Annotated in this window: 14 protein-coding genes and 1 riboswitch; of the genes, 8 read left to right on the top strand and 6 right to left on the bottom strand. The window is 68.9% G+C overall.

Annotated features, from left to right (window positions below):
- Nucleotides 1-153, bottom strand: a riboswitch (cyclic di-AMP (ydaO/yuaA leader).
- Nucleotides 154-322: 169 nt separating this feature from the next.
- Nucleotides 323-1,021 carry an iron-dependent transcriptional repressor DtxR gene (locus CI785_RS06350; protein WP_105031240.1) on the bottom strand — a complete coding sequence of 233 codons (699 nt, stop codon included), beginning with the start codon at nt 1,019-1,021 and terminating at the stop codon, nt 323-325.
- A 269-nt stretch (nt 1,022-1,290) separates the two neighbouring features.
- Here CI785_RS06350 and serC point away from each other — a divergent pair, with 269 nt between their 5' ends.
- On the top strand, nt 1,291-2,415 hold the full coding sequence (gene serC / locus CI785_RS06355; protein ID WP_105031241.1) for a phosphoserine transaminase: 1,125 nt from the start codon (nt 1,291-1,293) through the stop codon (nt 2,413-2,415).
- Nucleotides 2,416-2,628: 213 nt separating this feature from the next.
- Entirely contained in the window at nt 2,629-4,131 is a 1,503-nt protein-coding gene (locus tag CI785_RS06360) for an HNH endonuclease signature motif containing protein (RefSeq protein WP_105031242.1), read from the top strand.
- A 5-nt stretch (nt 4,132-4,136) separates the two neighbouring features.
- On the opposite strand, the gene CI785_RS06365 is transcribed toward CI785_RS06360, so the two are convergent.
- The 3 genes from CI785_RS06365 to CI785_RS06380 are packed head-to-tail and all read right to left on the bottom strand — an operon-like array spanning nt 4,137 to nt 6,867.
- Nucleotides 4,137-5,414, bottom strand: a complete 1,278-nt coding sequence (locus CI785_RS06365) for an MFS transporter (protein WP_105031243.1) — start codon at nt 5,412-5,414, stop codon at nt 4,137-4,139.
- A 34-nt stretch (nt 5,415-5,448) separates the two neighbouring features.
- Entirely contained in the window at nt 5,449-6,474 is a 1,026-nt protein-coding gene (locus CI785_RS17350) for a DUF3027 domain-containing protein (protein ID WP_205753575.1), read from the bottom strand.
- Between the two features lie 9 nt (nt 6,475-6,483).
- Nucleotides 6,484-6,867 carry a cold-shock protein gene (locus CI785_RS06380; protein WP_105031244.1) on the bottom strand — a complete coding sequence of 128 codons (384 nt, stop codon included), beginning with the start codon at nt 6,865-6,867 and terminating at the stop codon, nt 6,484-6,486.
- A 178-nt stretch (nt 6,868-7,045) separates the two neighbouring features.
- Between CI785_RS06380 and CI785_RS06385 the strand changes: the two genes are divergently transcribed.
- From CI785_RS06385 to CI785_RS06410, 6 genes are all read left to right on the top strand, one after another.
- A complete protein-coding gene (locus CI785_RS06385; protein WP_105031245.1) occupies nt 7,046-7,333 on the top strand; it encodes a hypothetical protein in 288 nt (95 codons plus the stop codon).
- Nucleotides 7,334-7,416: 83 nt separating this feature from the next.
- Nucleotides 7,417-9,996 carry a helicase-associated domain-containing protein gene (locus CI785_RS06390; RefSeq protein WP_157940188.1) on the top strand — a complete coding sequence of 860 codons (2,580 nt, stop codon included), beginning with the start codon at nt 7,417-7,419 and terminating at the stop codon, nt 9,994-9,996.
- Entirely contained in the window at nt 9,989-11,644 is a 1,656-nt protein-coding gene (locus CI785_RS06395) for a DNA repair helicase XPB (RefSeq protein WP_105031247.1), read from the top strand. The genes CI785_RS06390 and CI785_RS06395 overlap by 8 nt, the downstream gene beginning before the upstream one ends.
- Nucleotides 11,645-11,703: 59 nt before the next feature.
- On the top strand, nt 11,704-12,414 hold the full coding sequence (locus CI785_RS06400) for a response regulator transcription factor (RefSeq protein WP_105031248.1): 711 nt from the start codon (nt 11,704-11,706) through the stop codon (nt 12,412-12,414).
- Between the two features lie 9 nt (nt 12,415-12,423).
- Nucleotides 12,424-14,034: a sensor histidine kinase gene (locus CI785_RS06405; RefSeq protein WP_240615038.1), complete on the top strand. Its 1,611-nt coding sequence runs from the start codon at nt 12,424-12,426 to the stop codon at nt 14,032-14,034.
- Nucleotides 14,035-14,099: 65 nt separating this feature from the next.
- A complete protein-coding gene (locus tag CI785_RS06410) occupies nt 14,100-14,390 on the top strand; it encodes a WXG100 family type VII secretion target (protein WP_105031249.1) in 291 nt (96 codons plus the stop codon).
- 462 nt (nt 14,391-14,852) lie between these two features.
- Here CI785_RS06410 and groL read toward each other — a convergent pair whose 3' ends face one another.
- Both groL and CI785_RS06420 read right to left on the bottom strand, forming a co-directional pair.
- Nucleotides 14,853-16,487, bottom strand: a complete 1,635-nt coding sequence (groL, locus tag CI785_RS06415) for a chaperonin GroEL (protein ID WP_105031250.1) — start codon at nt 16,485-16,487, stop codon at nt 14,853-14,855.
- A 391-nt stretch (nt 16,488-16,878) separates the two neighbouring features.
- Nucleotides 16,879-17,499: a LytR C-terminal domain-containing protein gene (locus CI785_RS06420; RefSeq protein ID WP_105031251.1), complete on the bottom strand. Its 621-nt coding sequence runs from the start codon at nt 17,497-17,499 to the stop codon at nt 16,879-16,881.
- Between the last annotated feature and the right edge of the window lie 31 nt (nt 17,500-17,530).

Below are 17,530 nucleotides of genomic sequence, written 5' to 3' on the forward strand. Positions count from 1 at the left end.
ATTGCCTCTCCCAACGCCTGCGAGGTGAGCTGTCGGATTCGGATGGGAGTCACCCGGCCGCTGCATGAAACAGCGACTTAACCCCAAGGATTTCTGTGAAGAAACCCGGAAATTGGTTCCCCCGCCTCTGCCATGCGATGGTGCGGACGGACCTCGAGCAATGGCAGAGCTAGGCGATTTGCAGGAGGGTGCCGGATCTAGAGCGAATTTGGCACGAGATGAAAGCTACATCAGAAACACCGATATGTCACATTACGGTCACGGACCGGTGTGTTCTTGATATCGGCGGCGATGAGGCGCACCCTGCCCCGCGGGTCGGGGATCAGGGTGCGACGGCGACGAACACGTGGGAGGCGACCACGGGCGGCAGCTCCAGGGCGCCCTCGACACCGGGCACGCGAACGGAGACATATCCGCCCACGGATTCCAGGTTCAGCTGCGCTCCGGGACGCAGGCCGCCCTCGTCGAGCTGCGTGAGGAGCTCCGGATCCACCTGGATCGGTTCCGCCAGTCGCACGAGCGTGACCTGCTTGTCAGGAGAGTAGGTGCCCATGGCGGACAGCAGGGTCACCACGCCGTCGGTGAACAGCTCGGACTCCACTCCCCCGATCGCCTCGAGTCCCGGAATGGGATTCCCGTACGGCGACTCCGAGGGCTTGCCGAGGAGTTCGTAGAGCCTGCGCTCCACACGCTCGCTCATCACGTGCTCCCAGCGGCAGGCCTCCTCGTGCACATAGGCCCAGTCGAGCCCGATGACGTCGCTCAGCAGGCGCTCCGCGAGGCGGTGCTTCCTCATGACCTCGGTGGCCCGACGCCGTCCCAGCCCGGTGAGCTCCAGGTGCCGGTCGCCGGAGACCACAACGAGGCCGTCGCGTTCCATGCGTCCGATGGTCTGGGAGACGGTCGGCCCCGAGTGGCGGAGTCGCTCGGCGATGCGCGCACGGAGGGCGACGATGTTCTCTTCCTCGAGCTCAAGGATGGTCCGCAGGTACATCTCGGTGGTGTCGATGAGGTCCGTCATGCGGTTCAGCTCCTTGGTGCGGTGCGGGTGCGCGGCTGGTGTGCCTCACGCCGGTGAGGCAAGGCGCCGCCGCCGCGGCCTGATCCGCCCCACGCTCCCCAAGGTTAACCCATGCCGCAACGGGCCCGGCAATCGACCCCCTCCGCCCGCCGGAAGACGCCGACGGCGCCGTTGGCCCCTTCCCGCAGGCAGGAGTTCACAAATGGAGGGGCCCGTGACAGCTGGGGCAGAATGAGGGCCGTACCCGCCGCCCAACAGCTGGAGCACCCATGAACGACCTGCCCCGCATCCCCGGACACCTGCTGCCCTCGGACGGCCGCTTCGGCGCCGGCCCCTCCAAGGTGCGGAGGGGGCAGATCGACGCACTCGTGGCCGCCGGACCCTCACTGCTCGGGACGTCCCACCGCCAGGCGCCGGTGCGCGATCTCGTCGGACGCGTGCGCACCGGCCTCAGCACCTTCTTCGGCGCCCCCGACGGGTACGAGGTGGTGCTGGGCGTCGGCGGATCCACGGCGTTCTGGGACGTCGCAACCTTCGGTCTGGTGGAGCGGAAGGCGCAGCACCTCTCCTTCGGCGAGTTCGGGTCCAAGTTCGCCGCCGCGACCGACAAGGCGCCGTTCCTGGAGGGGTCGAGCATCATCACCTCCGAGCCGGGTACGCGTCCGGACCCCGCGGCGGAGACCGGGGTGGACACCTATGCCTGGCCGCAGAACGAGACCTCCACCGGCGTCGCCGCTCCCGTCCGGCGGGTCGCGGGCGCCGATGACGGAGCGCTCGTCGTCGTCGATGCGACGTCCGCAGCCGGAGGCCTGGACGTGGACGTGTCACAGGCCGACGTCTACTACTTCGCCCCGCAGAAGAACTTCGCGTCCGACGGCGGACTGTGGCTCGGGCTCTTCTCCCCCGCCGCGCTCGAGCGCGCGGCGCGCATCGCCGCCGGAGACCGGTGGATCCCCGATTTCCTCGACCTGCAGACGGCCATCGACAACTCGCGCCTGAACCAGACCTACAACACGCCCTCGCTGTCCACGCTCGTCACACTCGAAGCGCAGGTGCAGTGGCTCAACGAGCAGGGCGGGCTGCCCTTCGCCGCCGGCCGCACCGCCGATTCCGCCGGGAAGCTCTACCGCTGGGCCGAGGCATCCGCCGTCGCGAACCCGTACGTCGCCCGCGCCGAGGACCGCTCCAACGTGATCGTGACCGTGGACTTCGACGACGCCGTGGACGCTGCACGCATCGCCGCCATCCTGCGGGCCAACGGGATCGTCGACGTCGAGCCCTATCGCAAGCTGGGCCGCAACCAGCTCCGCATCGCCACCTTCGTGTCGATCGAGCCCGACGACGTCTCGGCCCTGATCGCCTGCATCGACTTCGTGGTCGAGAACCTCCTCTAGGTCTCCGGGGCCGCTCGCCCACACCGGACTCCGCACGGGCGAGCGGCACCCGCTGGTCTCAGGCCCCGAGTCCCGGGTCCCGGGCCTCTGGTCAGGGTCGCTGGTCCCTGGTCCCTGGTCCCTGGTCCCTGGTCCCTGGACAGGGCCGCGCGTTCTTATCCACATAAGCACCCTTGATCTCGGAGTAGAACGTGTGTTCTATAAAATCGAGGCATGGCTACAGCACCGATCGAGAGTGTCACTCGGGCAGGGAGCCCGCTCGAATCGGCGCGCGCCACCCTGTCCGATTGCGCCCGCGACCTGACGCGGCAGCACAGCGTTCTCTCCAGAGCAGACGCCCTCCGCCTCGTCGTCGACGTCGAGCAGGTGTCGAGGGTCGTCGACCATTTGCAGATCCTCGTCGCCCGTCTGGCCGATGAACACGATCTCGCTGATCACCAACTGCGCGGTCCCATTCTCGTCCCGGCATCCGTGCAGGCACAGCCAGGAGCAGCATCCCCGCCGGACCGGCCGGACAGGCCCGCTGCCAGGCTGCGGGACTGCGCGGAGTTCCTGCGGACCACGCTGGGAATCAGCGAGTCGGAAGCGAAACGGCGGCTGGACCTGGCCGAGGTCGTCCTGCCGGGACTGTCACCCACGGGCGCGCCGACCCCTGCCGCGCTGGAGGCGCTCGGCGACGCCGTGGGTTCCTGCGTTATCAGTAGCCGCGCCGCGACCATTATCGTCCGGGCACTCAAGCGGGTACACGCCGTCGCGGCGCCGGAACAGCTCATGTCCATGGAGCACCACCTCACCCTGCAGGCAGCCCAGTCCGACGAGGACCTCCTGCGGGTCCTGGCTCACCGCTGGGAATCGGTGCTCGACCAGGACGGGCAGGAACCCACAGAGAAGATCCTGCGCGCCCGGCAGGGCGTCTTCCTCAAGGGCCGCCGTCACGGGCTGCATCTCCTGGAGATCGGCGCAACGGACGAACAGTTCGAGCACCTCGTCACCGTGATGAACTCGGCCACCAACCCGCGCAGGACCGTGAAGCATCCCGCCTCTCCGTCCGGTACGGCCGACGACGGCGGCAGTCCGGTGGCCACGGCCGTAGATGCCGCTCGTACCACGAGAGCCCAGGACATGCTCGAAGGCCTTGTCGCCGCCTGCAGGATCGCCCTGTCCGGCGATGGGCTCCCCGCAACGGGTGGGCACCGTCCGCAGGTCATGGTGACCATCGACTACCGGGACCTGCTGGAGCAGATGCAACGGGCTGGTTCAGCGGTGTTCTCGCAACAGATCAGTGCCAGGACCATCAGGAAGCTCGCGTGTGACGCCGAGATCATCCCGGTGGTCCTGGGCAGCAGAGGGCAGGTACTGGACGTCGGACGGGCTCAACGGCTCTTCCCTCCGCACCTCCGCCGTGCTCTGGTGGCTCGGGACAGAGGGTGCGCCTTCCCCGACTGTTCCATCCCCGCCAGCTGGTGCGAGGCCCACCACCTTCGGCCTTGGTCGTCCGGCGGCCGGACCAGCATCGACAACGGGGTCCTGCTGTGTTCGCGCCACCACCACGCCATCCATCAGGGCACGTGGAGCATCGAATCGCGCAGCGGCGTGCCCTGGTTCCTCCCACCCGTCCACCGACGAGGCATGGCCGGCCCGCGCAGGAACCTGTACTGGCAGGCGGGGCAGGCTGTCGATATCGAGCTCGCGCGGCAGACGGTTCCGCCGACATGACGTGGCTAGGGAGCGCCGTCCGCCGCACCGGCCTCGTGGTCGAGACGCAGGCGACGAGGCGCCGACCGGTCGTAGCGCAACCGCACGTCGTGGTAGCGCCATGCCCAGAAGATCCCGACAGCAGCCGCGAGAAGACCCGACGCCGCTGCGACCCCCAGACTCCATCGCGGACCGAAGGCGTCGGACACCCATCCCACCACCGGCGCTCCCAGCGGCGTCCCGCCGAGGAAGATGGCGAAGTACAGGGCCATGACACGACCGCGCATCACGGGGGCGGTCGTGGTCTGGACATAGGCGTTGGCGCTCGTCATCAGCGTCAGCGCGAACAGGCCCACCGGCACGAGGCTGAGTCCGAAGAGCCAGAGGTTCGGCGCGAGGGCGGCGAGGATGCACGCGAATCCGAAGGCCGCCGATGCACCGAACACGAAGCGCAGGCGCGGGCGGTCCCGCCGTGCCGAGAGCAGCGCCCCTGCCACGGACCCGATGGCCATGACCGAGGACAGTACACCGAACACCCCGGCATCCTGCCCGAACTCCGTGCGTGCCATCGACGCGATGAAGACGGCGAAGTTGAGCCCGAAGGTGCCGACGATGAAGATCGCCAGCAATACCACCATGAGGTCCGGCCTGTGGCGTACATAGCGGAACCCTGCGCGGATCCGGCCCTTGCCCGGGGTCTGGCGGGGCTGCTGGTTCAGCTCGGACGTGCGCATGGCGAGCAGCACGTAGACCATGGCGCCGAACGTCAGGGCGTTGATCATGAACACCCAGCCCGGGCCCACACCGGCCGTCAGCAGCCCTGCGATCGCGGGGCCGATGAGGCGGGCACCGTTGAAGGACGCGCTGTTCAGAGCCACGGCGTTGGGCAGGTAGTCGTCGCGCACGAGCTCGGACACGAAGGCCTGCCGCGCGGGGGCGTCGAAGGCCGAGACGATGCCGAGTGCCAGGGCGAACGCATAGACGTGCCAGAGGACAGCGACATCGAGGAGGACCATCAGGCCGAGGCCCACGCCCAGGAGCGCCATCGCCACCTGCGTGACGGCGAGCAGCCGGCGGCGATCCACGGTGTCCGCGATCAGGCCTGCCCACGGCGCGATGATGAGCTGCGGCCCCAGCTGCAGCGCCATCACGATACCGAGGGCCGATGCGTTCTGAGGCGTGAGGATGTCGTAGACCAGCCAGTCCTGGGCGGTGCGCTGCATCCAGGTACCGATGTTGGAGATCAGGGCCCCGATGAACCAGAGCCTGTAGTTGTGGATACCGAGGGATCGGAAGGTGCTCAAGACACCCCTTCCCCGCTCCGGTGCCACACGCCCATCACCCGGCGTCGGGCCGTTCCGCATCGTCGGTCGAGAGGCTGTCGGTCGAGAGGCTGTCGGTCGAGAGGCTGTCGGTCGAGAGGCTGTCGGCCGAACGGCTGCTGGTTGGCTCCTCATCGGCCGGCCCGTCGGTCGGCTCCTCCTTGGCCAAGCTGTCGGCCACGCCGTCGTCAGTCGGCTCGTCGTCGCTCAGCTCGTCGCCGGCTGGCTCGTCCTCCGTCAAATCGCCCTCAACCAACTCGCCGTCGGCCAGCTCGTCCTCGGCTGGCTCGTCCCCAGCCAACTCGTCATAGGCCATCTTGCCGTCGGTTACTTCTTCATCGGCTGGCTCGTCATCAGCCGACTCGTCATCGCTCGGTTCATCGCCGGCCGAGGCGTCGGCGGTATCAGCGGATACCGCGACCTCGTCTCCGCGATCTGAGACCTCGGTCGCACTCTCCACGACGGCCCCGCCCTCTTGCTCGTCAATCACCACTGATGCGTCGGTACCGGACCCGGCTGCATCATCGGCCAGGGACGTGGCGGCCGGGGACGTGTCGTCACCTAGGGACGCATCGGCAACGGGACCATCCGGCTCAGAATCCTCCGGGCGTACCCGCTCGGACCAGGGCAGCCACTCGGGCGCGATGAGTGATGCCGCCGAGGGCAGCAGACCGACCTCACACACCGTCACTTCCTTGCTGCGCGACACGCGAGCCACGCTGGCGTACCACTGCCACCCTCCGTAGCCGGGCAGGAAAGCCTCGAAACGGTGGGTGACGAGGCGCTCGCCCTCCACGACGGCGGACACGTGGCGACCGACCTGCGCCTCGGGGGCGACCTCGAGCACACCCTGGCGGGCACGCTCCACGGCGGCTTCGAGAACGACGTCGGACTTGGGGATACGGCGTGATGCCCGGGGCTTCCGCACCGTCACCGCGGGTGCGGTCTCGGCATCACCGGGCACCGCATCGGCCCCGGCGGGCTTCGTCGAGGCATCGATCGGAGCGGTGCCGTCGGTGGTCTCCAGGTTGCTCGAGGTCATGAGGGAAGCCTACGCGTCGAGGTCGTCGGCAACCGCTCGGAGGACCGCTGCGACCTTCGAAGCGTGCGCCTTCTCCGGGTAGCGGCCCTTGCGGAGGCCGTTGGACACCGCATCGAGGAGCTTGATGAGGTCCTCGGTGATGACGGCCATGTCGTCCGCACTCTTGCGGGTGGCCTTGACCACGGAGGGCGCCTGTTCGAGGATGCGCGCCGACAGCGCCTGCGGCCCACGCCGACCATCAGCGACACCGAATTCCAGCTTCGTGCCGACCTTCACCTCGCTGACGCCGGCGGGGAGCGCCGAGGCGTGCAGGAACACTTCCTTGCCATCGTCCGTGGACAGGAACCCGAAGCCCTTGTCCGCGTCGAACCACTTCACTTTGCCGATGGGCACGTCGTCTACCTCTTCTTAGCTGTACCGGATGGCATGCGCCTGCGGTCCGGGCCCCGATCCCTGAGCGCCTGGCGCCCGGGCGCACTGCCGCATGGAACGGTCGGGGAAGTCTGTATCTCCTAGGATATAGATTCTCCCACGACCACCGGCGCGGGAGTTCTTGTAGTCTGGAACGGCTATGATCCCCGATGAGCCGGCTCCGGCGCCCACGCCCCACAAGCCCCCGCAGCACCCCGACGACGGCGGCACGGAGCGCTCGTCCGGAGTCCGACGGGTCATTCTGGGCCTCGCTGTAGCCCTCGCAGCCATCGGCCTGCTCTCACTGGCTGCGATCCTGGCCACGGCCTTCCTCCAGGGCGCCGTATGGCCCGGCTTCGTCCTCGCCACCTACTTCTGCCTGCCGATCGCCTTCCTGCTCATGGTCTCCCTGGTCGTCTGGTCGGCCATCTCGCGTCGGGACTCCTGACCAGCCCCTCGGCCATCTGTCAGGCCGGACCCTGCACACGCACGACCCGCGCCGTGTCAGAGGCGGCAGGTAACCTTGAAGGAATGTCTGCCATCCGAGCACTGGCCGAACGCCTTGCACTCAGGAGCGACGACGACCTGCGCAGCCTCCTCGCCGTCCGGCCCGATCTCATCCTTCCCCCGGTGCCCGATTTCGCCGCGCTCGCAGCCCGCGCCTCCACGCGCGCGAGTCTGCAGCGCGCCCTCGACAACATCTCACGCCCCCACCAGCAGGTCCTCGAGGCGATCGTCGTCCTGAGCGACGATCACGGCGGCGGCCCCGTCACGTACGTGCAACTCACGGCAGCCTTCCTCGATGTCGACGGCGAGGCGCTCGAAGAGATCGTGGCTGAACTGCTGCAACGGGCACTGGTGGCCGGCTCCACCTCCGAGGGCCTGCTGCCCGTCGGAGCCCTGGCCGACGCACTGGGACCCTACCCGGCAGGTCTGGGCCGCCCCTTCCGCACGCTCGCCCGGTCCATCCCACGCTACGGGCCCGCCCTGATCCGGGCGGTCCCGCTGGTAGATCCCGAGGCCCGCGACGACGACGCCATGACCTCCGCGTCCGCCGCGCTGGCCCTCACCTCCCTCACCTCCGATCCGTCCGCATGGGATCGCGTCCTGGCTGATGCGCCGGCCGCCGCCGTGACACTGCTCTCCCGACTGCGTGATGCCCCGGTCGGCTCGACAGCCGCGGGAGGCGAGGGTGCCACGCCTGCCGTCCGCTGGCTGCAGGACAGGTGCCTGCTCGCGCCCCTGGACGCCCTGCACGTCGAACTGCCGCGCAGTGTCGGGGTGGCGCTTCGCGGTCATGCCGTCTTTCCGTCTCTCGAGGTGGCACCGCCCGCGACCACGGACCGGACCACCCGCGCCAGCCTGCGGGACAACGCGGCCTTCGGCGCCATCGCCGAGACCCTCCGGCTGATGACCGCCCTCCTCAATTCCGTCTCCTCCACGCCCGTAGCGACCCTGCGATCCGGCGGTGTCGGCGTGCGGGAGCTGCGGCGCGTTCGCGAGGCTTTGCGGAGCAACGACGGCGGGACGGCCTGGCTGCTGGAGCTCGCAGCCGCCGTGGGGCTCCTGACCCTCGATCCCGACGACTCGCGGTGGAAGACGTCACGACTGGACTCCTGGGAGGCCCTGGATCGTGATGAGCAGTGGCTCCTTCTCGTGGAGGGCTGGCTGGCCGTCGACCGGGCACCCGCACTCGTCGGCTCGCGGCTGCCGGACGGAACAGCGATCAATGCTCTCGCCGCGGAGGCCTCCCGTCCCGATGCTCCGATGGTGCGCCAGAGACTCCTCGCTGTCGCCGTGGAGCTCTCCAGCGGCACGGACCACGGTGCCGCGAACGCCGATCGAGCCGCCGGCAGCGTCACCGGCAGCGTCGAGGCGGTAAAGCTTCCCGGCAGCCCGGACCGCCCCGGAACGCACGGTGATCGAGTCGATGCCAAAGCGGCCGACAGCGCCGTCGTCGGCAACTCTTCCAGCGCCGCCGGAAGCGCCACCAGCCGCGCCGCCGGAAGCCCGACGGCGCTGCCCGTCCTCACCGAACAGTCCGTCGTCGACCTCGCCACCTGGCATCAGCCACGCCTGCACCGACGGTTCGCCCGCCTCCTTCCCGGCATGCTGACCGAAGCGGCCTCGCTCGGGCTGACCGGCGGCGGAGCTCTCACCGACGCCGGGCGGCTGGTCGCCGAAGGTCGCTTCGAGGACGCCGCACTCGCCGTCCGCGAGGCCCTGCCGGAGGCGGTCTCGCACGTCGTGCTGCAGGCCGACCTCACCGCCGTCGCCCCCGGGTACCTCCAGCCGGAGGTGGCGCGCGGACTCCTGCGCCTGGCCACGCCGGAGGGGCAGGGCCCTGCTACCACCTACCGCTTCTCGGCCGACTCCATCCGTTCGGCGCTCGACGCCGGCGAGGACGCGCCGTCGATCCTCTCCTTTCTGCGCACCCACTCGGCCACCGAGGTTCCCCAGGCCCTGGCCTACCTCGTCGAGGACACGGCCTCCCGGTACGGCAGCCTGCGCATCGGCCGGGCCGGGAGCTACCTGCGCACGGAGGACGACGCCGTGACCGCTGCGGTGATGGCCGATCCGCGGGCAGCCGTGCTCGGCGTCGTACAGATCGCACCGACCGTCCTCGTCTCGCCGGCATCGGCACCGGAGCTGACCGCACTGCTGCGGGACCTCGGGTTCTCGCCGGCCTCGGACGCCGTCGCCACCGTCGGCTTCTCCCCTCTGCAGGTCGAGCCTTCAGTGCCGGCCCGTGTGCCGCCGGACCAGCTGAGGTCACGCCTCAACCCCTGGTCGGTGGCCGAGGAGGAGATCTCCGCACAGCTCGCCGCCCTCCGCTCGGCGACGCCGCGGCCGGCGGATACCGCAGTCGGATCGGACAGTGAGACACTCCTCGGCCTCGAGACGCTGCGGGCCGCGATCCGGTCACGCAGCCGTATCCGCCTCGGCACCGCCGACAGCGAGGGGAATCACGTGCGCCAGGTCCTTGTTCCACTCTCGGTGTCGGGAGGTCGGCTGCGCGTGGTCGATCCCGAGACGCAGGTGGAGAAAGTCGTGTCCGTGCACCGCGTCATGGACGTGGAGATCCTCGAAGGGAGCCCAGCAGATGGCTGACGGGCCGCTGATCGTCCAGAGTGACAAGACCATCCTGCTCGAGGTGGACCACGAGCAGGCCACCGAGGCGCGCCACGCGATCGCAGCCTTCGCCGAGCTCGAACGCGCACCGGAGCACGTGCACAGCTACCGCCTCACCCCGCTGGGCCTGTGGAACGCACGTGCGGCCGGGCTCGACGCCGAGCGCGTCCTCGACACCCTCCTGAAGTACTCACGCTTCCCGGTGCCGCACGCCCTGCTGATCGACATCGAGGACACCATGTCGCGGTACGGCCGCCTCCGTCTCGAGAAGGACCCGCAGCACGGTCTCGTGCTGCGGACCAGCGACTACCCCGTCCTCGAGGAGGTCCTGCACGCCAAGAAGATCCAGCCGCTGCTGGGGCCCAGGATCGACGGCGAGACCGTCGTCGTGCACTCCTCCCAGCGCGGCCAGCTCAAGCAGCTGCTGCTCAAGCTCGGCTGGCCGGCCGAGGACTTCGCGGGCTATGTGGACGGGACACCACACCCCATCCTGCTCGACGAGGACGGCTGGGAGCTCCGGCGCTACCAGCAGCTCGCCGTGGAGAACTTCTGGGCAGGCGGCTCGGGCGTCGTCGTCCTGCCCTGTGGGGCGGGGAAGACGCTCGTTGGGGCCGCGGCGATGGCCACGAGCCAGACCACCACGCTGATCCTCGTCACCAACACGGTGTCGGCCCGCCAGTGGAAGGACGAGCTGCTGAAGCGCACCTCGCTCACGGAGGACGAGATCGGTGAGTACTCCGGCGCGGTGAAGCAGGTACGCCCCGTGACGATCGCGACGTACCAGGTGCTCACGACCAAGCGCGGTGGCCTGTACCCGCACCTGGAACTGCTCGACGCCAACGACTGGGGCCTGATCGTGTACGACGAGGTCCACCTGCTGCCGGCTCCCATCTTCAAGATGACCGCCGACCTCCAGGCACGGCGCAGGCTCGGCCTCACGGCGACCCTCGTGCGCGAGGACGGCCGCGAGGGCGAGGTGTTCTCGCTGATCGGCCCCAAGCGGTACGACGCCCCGTGGAAGGACATCGAGGCGCAGGGGTACATCGCACCCGCCGACTGCGTCGAGGTCCGGGTGGACCTGCCACGGGACGAGCGCGTCGCCTACGCCATGGCCGAGGATGCCGACAAGTACCGCCTGTGCTCGACGTCGGACACGAAGTCGGACGTGGTGGAGAAGCTCGTCGAGGCCCACCGGGGCGAGCAGCTGCTCGTCATCGGCCAGTACATCGACCAGCTCGACGACCTCGCGGCGCGGCTCGACGCACCGGTGATCAAGGGCGAGACGACGGTGAAGGAGCGGCAGCGGCTCTTCGACGCCTTCCGTGCGGGTGAGGTCGATGTGCTCGTGGTGTCGAAGGTCGCGAACTTCTCCATCGACCTGCCCGAGGCGTCGGTGGCGATCCAGGTGTCCGGCTCCTTCGGGTCCCGGCAGGAGGAGGCCCAGCGCCTGGGCCGCCTGCTCCGCCCGAAGGCCGACGGCCGTGCCGCCCGGTTCTACACCGTCGTCGCGCGGGACACGCTGGACCAGGACTTCGCGGCGAAACGCCAGCGCTTCCTGGCCGAGCAGGGTTACGCCTACCGGATCCTCGACGCCTCGTCGATCGGCGACAAGGAACCCAGAGACTGACAAGGAAGCGCACAGCAACGCTCCAGCCAGTTCACAGGCAAAACGCGGATACTGATGGAGTGAAGAAAACAGCCCCCGAAGCGAAACTGCTGGTCGTCGATGACGAACCGAACATCCGCGAACTCCTCTCGACCTCCCTGAGGTTCGCCGGCTTCGATGTGGTCGCTGCTGCCAACGGGCGCGACGCCCTCGCTGCGGCCGAGACCCACAATCCGGACCTCGCGGTGCTCGACGTCATGCTGCCGGACATGGACGGCTTCACCGTCACGCGTCGGCTACGGGCGGCCGGCCGCCACTTCCCGGTCGTGTTCCTCACCGCCCGGGACGACACCGACGACAAGGTCACCGGACTGACGGTCGGCGGCGACGACTACGTCACCAAGCCGTTCAGCCTCGACGAGGTGGTGGCCCGCATCCGGGCCGTGCTGCGACGCACTCATCCCCTCGAGGACGACGACGCCGTGATCCGCGTCGACGATCTCGAGCTCGACGACGACGCCCACGAGGTGCGGCGCGGTGGCGAGACGATCGATCTTTCTCCCACCGAGTTCAAGCTCCTGCGATACCTCATGATGAACCCGAACCGGGTGCTGTCGAAGGCCCAGATCCTGGACCACGTCTGGGAGTACGACTTCAACGGCGATGCCTCGATCGTGGAGTCCTACATCTCCTACCTGCGCCGGAAGATCGACAGGAATCCCGACGCCGTCGCCCTCATCCAGACCAAGCGCGGCGTGGGATACCTGCTCCGCACCGCCGACAAGCGGTAGCGCGACCCCTTGATCAAGCGCTGGAACGCGGCGTCGCTCCGCTCGCAGCTCGTCGCGATCATCATGCTCCTCATGATCGTCACGGTGGGCATCACGGGGCTCGCCACCGTCTCGCTCCTGCGTGACGGGCTGATCGACCGGGTGGACGCCGATCTCCAGAGCAACGCACGGGCCGTGGCGGCCGAGATCTACTCGGCCGAGCCGCAGGCCGACGGCGCCGTCCTGCGGTACTACGCAGCCGTGCTGGACCGGAACGGCACCAAGCTCGTGGCCAACCAGTCCGACGACGCCGAGGACATCCCCGACCTCGCGGGCATCACCGCGGAACGAATCATCGAGCTGAACAGCGACGGCTTCGACGTGGCCAGCACGGACGCCGGCAGCGAGGGCTGGCGCGTGCGGATCTTCCGGTTCGCCAACACCGAGGGCTACCTCGCGATCGCCTCCCGGCTGAACACGGTCAACGAGTCGCTGCAGGAGGCCGGTGAGATCATCTTCACGTCGGGTCTTGTCACCACGGCGCTGGCCTCGCTCATCGCGTTCGTGACCGTGACGCGGCAATTCGCCCCCCTCGCCCGCGTGGAGCGTACGGCCGCCGCCATCGCCGCCGGTGACCTGTCACGCCGCGTCGCCGTCGAACGTCCCTCCACCGAGATCGGGCGGCTGTCGAGGTCCCTCAACGCGATGCTCGCGCACATCGAACGTGCATTCGCCGCCCGGACCACATCGGAGACGAAGATGCGGCGTTTCGTCGCGGACGCCTCGCACGAGCTGAGGACGCCTCTCGTGACCATCCGCGGCTACTCCGAGCTCTACCGGCACGGCGCCCTGCAGAAGGAGGAGGACGTCGCCGCCGCCATGGGCAGGATCGAGAGCGAGGCCATCCGGATGGGGCAGCTGGTCGAGGACCTCCTGACGCTCGCGAGGATCGACGAACAGCGCCCCCTCGAAGTGAGACCCGTGGATCTCATGGTGCTCGGTCACGATGCGGCCTTCGACGCCCGGGCCACCGCACCCGGCCGGCAGATCACCGTCATCGGGCTCGACGGCGGCAACCCGCGCTCCGCGCCCACACGGGGTGATGAGGCCCGCCTGCGCCAGGTGGTGGCCAACCTGCTGACCAATGCCCTGCGCTACACGCCCGAGGGCTCACCCATCGAGATCGCCGTCGGCACCGCGCCCGTCCTGCACGGTCACAGTGACGCCGTCCTGGAGGTTCGGGACCACGGCCCCGGCATCTCCGAGGACGACGCCGCCAAGGTCTTCGAGCGCTTCTACCGCGCCGACAGTTCCCGGCACCGGGAGACGGGCGGCACCGGGCTCGGCCTGGCGATCGTGGCCGCGCTCGTGGCCCAACACGACGGCTCGGTCCGGCTGGAGGAGACACCGGGCGGGGGCGCCACGCTGTCGATCCGGTTGCCGCACATGCCCACCGAGGATCAGGCCGACGACGCCGACCATCAGGACCATGATCAGTCCGACGGCGGCGATCAGGCACACGACGACGGCGGCGCTGAGCCGGCCAGCGGCGCTCGGACGCATGCCTACTCGGATGGCATCACTCCCCCGCGCGCCCCCACGACGTCGCCGGTTGTCCACAAACAGCACGACGAGCGCTGACCGGCCTCCGCTCTGCCCTAGCGTCGCTCTCGTCAGAGGAAGCGCGAGGACACGGGAGCAACGCAATGGCATTCTTCAACGTAGACACCGACAGCCTGGCCGCCAGGAGCAGCCAGGTGCAGGGGACCATCGTGAGGCTGCAGGCGGAGGTCGACTCCATGCAGGCCGGGCTCCGTGAACTCGAGGGCCTCTGGACCGGCCAGGCCGCCACCAACTTCCAGAACCTGATCCTGCAGTGGCGGGCCACCCAGCAGCAGGTCGAGGAGTCCCTCGTCGGCATCAACGAGGCGCTCACAATCGCCACGCAGCAGTACGCCGACGCTGAGCAGAGCAATGCCCGCATGTTCATGGGCTGACCCGGCTGGTGCGAGGACGGAGGACAGCAGCCGGACCAACGTCGGCCGCCGTCCTCCTCGGACCGCGGCGCCGAGGGCGCAGGGACTCCCGCACACCTGCGGGTCGTCTCCGCCACGCCGGGCACGACCCGGACGGGACGTCGGGGGCTCGGCCCCACGCGGTCGCTCTCGCGGTCACGAACGCTTGCACGGTCTCGGGCGCGATCCTCGGAGGCGTTGCGGTCGCGGTCGCTGTTACGGCCGCGGAAGCGGTCCCGGTCCCGGTCCCGGGAGCCGTCCGGCCGCGGGAGCCGTCGCGGTCGTTGTCACCGTCGCGGTCGTTGTCACCGTCGCCCTCGCGGTTACGGACGTGCCTGACGGGACACTGACCGCTCCCGTCCGTGCCGTAGATGCCGAAAGGGCGGCACCCCCGTGGGAGTGCCGCCCTTCTCGAGCTGCGTCGGCGGGTAGCGCCGTAGGGGGCTAGAAGCCGCCCATACCGCCCATGCCACCCATGTCGTCGCCACCGCCGGCAGGGGCTGCCTTCTCCGGCTTGTCGGCCACGACGGCCTCGGTGGTGAGGAACAGGCCCGCAATCGACGCTGCGTTCTGCAGGGCCGAACGGGTGACCTTCACGGGGTCGTTGACGCCGGCGGCGAGGAGGTCCTCGTACTCACCGGTGGCCGCGTTCAGGCCGTGGCCTGCGGGCAGGCCGCGGACCTTGTCGACGACGACGCCGGGCTCGAGGCCCGCGTTGAATGCGATCTGCTTCAGCGGGGCGTCGATGGCGACGCGGACGATGTTCGCACCCGTCGCTTCGTCGCCCGAGAGCTCCAGGTTGGCGAACGCCTTCGCACCGGCCTGGATGAGGGCTACGCCACCACCGGCGACGATGCCTTCCTCGACGGCGGCCTTCGCGTTGCGGACGGCGTCCTCGATGCGGTGCTTGCGCTCCTTGAGTTCGACCTCCGTCGCTGCACCGGCCTTGATGACTGCAACGCCACCGGCCAGCTTGGCCAGGCGCTCCTGCAGCTTCTCGCGGTCGTAGTCGGAGTCGGAGTTCTCGATCTCGGCGCGGATCTGAGCGACACGACCGGCGATGGCGTCGGCGTCGCCGGCTCCTTCGACGATGGTGGTCTCGTCCTTGGTCACGACGACCTTGCGCGCGGTACCGAGCAGGTCGATGGTGGCGGTCTCGAGCTTGAGGCCCACCTCCTCGGCGATGACCTGGCCACCAGTCAGGATGGCGATGTCGGCGAGCTGCGCCTTACGACGATCACCGAAGCCCGGAGCCTTCACGGCGACGGACTTGAAGGTACCGCGGATCTTGTTGACCACGAGGGTCGCCAGCGCTTCGCCTTCGATGTCCTCGGCGATGATCAGCAGCGGCTTGCCGGACTGCATGACTTTCTCGAGGACGGCGACGAGGTCCTTCACGTTGCTGATCTTCGAGTTGACGATCAGGATGTAGGGATCCTCGAGCACCGTCTCCTGGCGCTCGGCGTCGGTGACGAAGTAGCCCGAGATGTAGCCCTTGTCGAAGCGCATGCCCTCGGTAAGTTCGAGCTCGAGGCCGAAGGTGTTCGACTCCTCGACCGTGATGACGCCTTCCTTGCCCACCTTGTCGAGGGCTTCGGCGATCAGGTCACCGATCTGCGTGTCACCGGCGGAGATGGAGGCCGTGGCAGCGATCTGCTCCTTGGTCTCGATCTCCTTGGCCGACGCGAGCAGCTCGTCGGTCACGGCCTTGACGGCCTTCTCGATGCCGCGCTTCAGGCTCAGCGGGTCGGCTCCGGCCGCGACGTTGCGCAGGCCTTCCTTGACGAGCGCCTGGGCGAGCACGGTGGCGGTGGTGGTTCCGTCGCCTGCGACGTCGTCGGTCTTCTTGGCGACCTCCTTGACGAGTTCGGCGCCGATCTTCTCGAACGGATCGTCGAGCTCGATCTCCTTGGCGATGGACACGCCGTCGTTCGTGATGGTGGGGGCACCCCACTTCTTCTCGAGCACGACGTTGCGGCCACGGGGGCCGAGCGTTACCTTGACGGCATCGGCGAGGATGTTGAGGCCTCGCTCGAGGCCGCGGCGGGCTTCTTCATCAAAAGAAATGATCTTGGCCATAGCGGCTTAGGTCCTTTCGGGGACGGTTAAATCTGAAGCACGTGAATGCTCTGCCTGTGTGCGGTGCCCGCGACGGCCGGGCGCTGCCCGGACGATCTCTTTCACGCCCGGTGCATCGCCCCCACCACAGAGGTTTGTCTGCTTCACTCGCCGCGCCCAGATTTAGCAGTCTGTGCGCGCGAGTGCCAACTCAATAATTAGCACTCCCACCCCGCGAGTGCAACCTGCACGGGACCCTCAGACGCCATTGTCGGGGTGGACAGCGAGGGGCGCACGGTGTTGGGATCTCGCCGGTCCAGGTTGCGGCCACGGCCGGTCACGATGGACAGGTAGGCCCTCCAGCACCGGTTCCTCGGGTCGAGGAGCCATCCCTCGGACGGCGTCGTGACGGTTACCGGAATTCCGGCCCGAGCACCACCGAGATGTCCGGGGAGATCTCGGGACTGTCCACGAGGTTCGTGATGCCGAGGTCTGCCGCCACGGCCTCCGCTGCGGCCCGCTGCGCCTCCCCGTTGTAGAAGATCACGGACACCCCCTGAGGTGCGCCGGTCCAGTTGCCGGGCAGGGCCGATGTCCAGCCTTCGGCGGCCAGACGTGCGGCCGCAACGGAGGCCTGACCGGGAGCGCCGGTGGCGTTGAGGACATTGACCGTTTGCGCACGGTCCGTCTCGTCGTCGGCGTCGCGCGTGGACGTGGCTTCCGCGCCCGCTTCGTCCTCGGCGTCCGAGGTCGACCCAGCCGAGGCGGACGGCTCGGCCGACGCGTCCTGGGCCTCGGCCGTGCTGGACGCCGTACCGGACAACGCGGCAGCGGAGCCGTCACCGCCGACGACGAAGCCCAGCCGGGGAAGGATGAAGTAGGCACCCACCCCGATCAGGAGCGCGAGCACTCCCACCGTGATCTTGAGCGCCAGTCCGTTCGACCCTGCCGGGATGAGCCGCTGCCGATGGACGCCCTGCCGCGCGGAAGACTCCGGGACCTTGTCGAACTCGTCCCGTGGGTGATCAGTCATGGGTCAGGGTGGTCCTTCGTTCGTGAAGAGG

It is taken from the genome of Arthrobacter ruber (genome assembly GCF_002954225.1).
Taxonomy (GTDB): domain Bacteria; phylum Actinomycetota; class Actinomycetes; order Actinomycetales; family Micrococcaceae; genus Arthrobacter_D; species Arthrobacter_D ruber.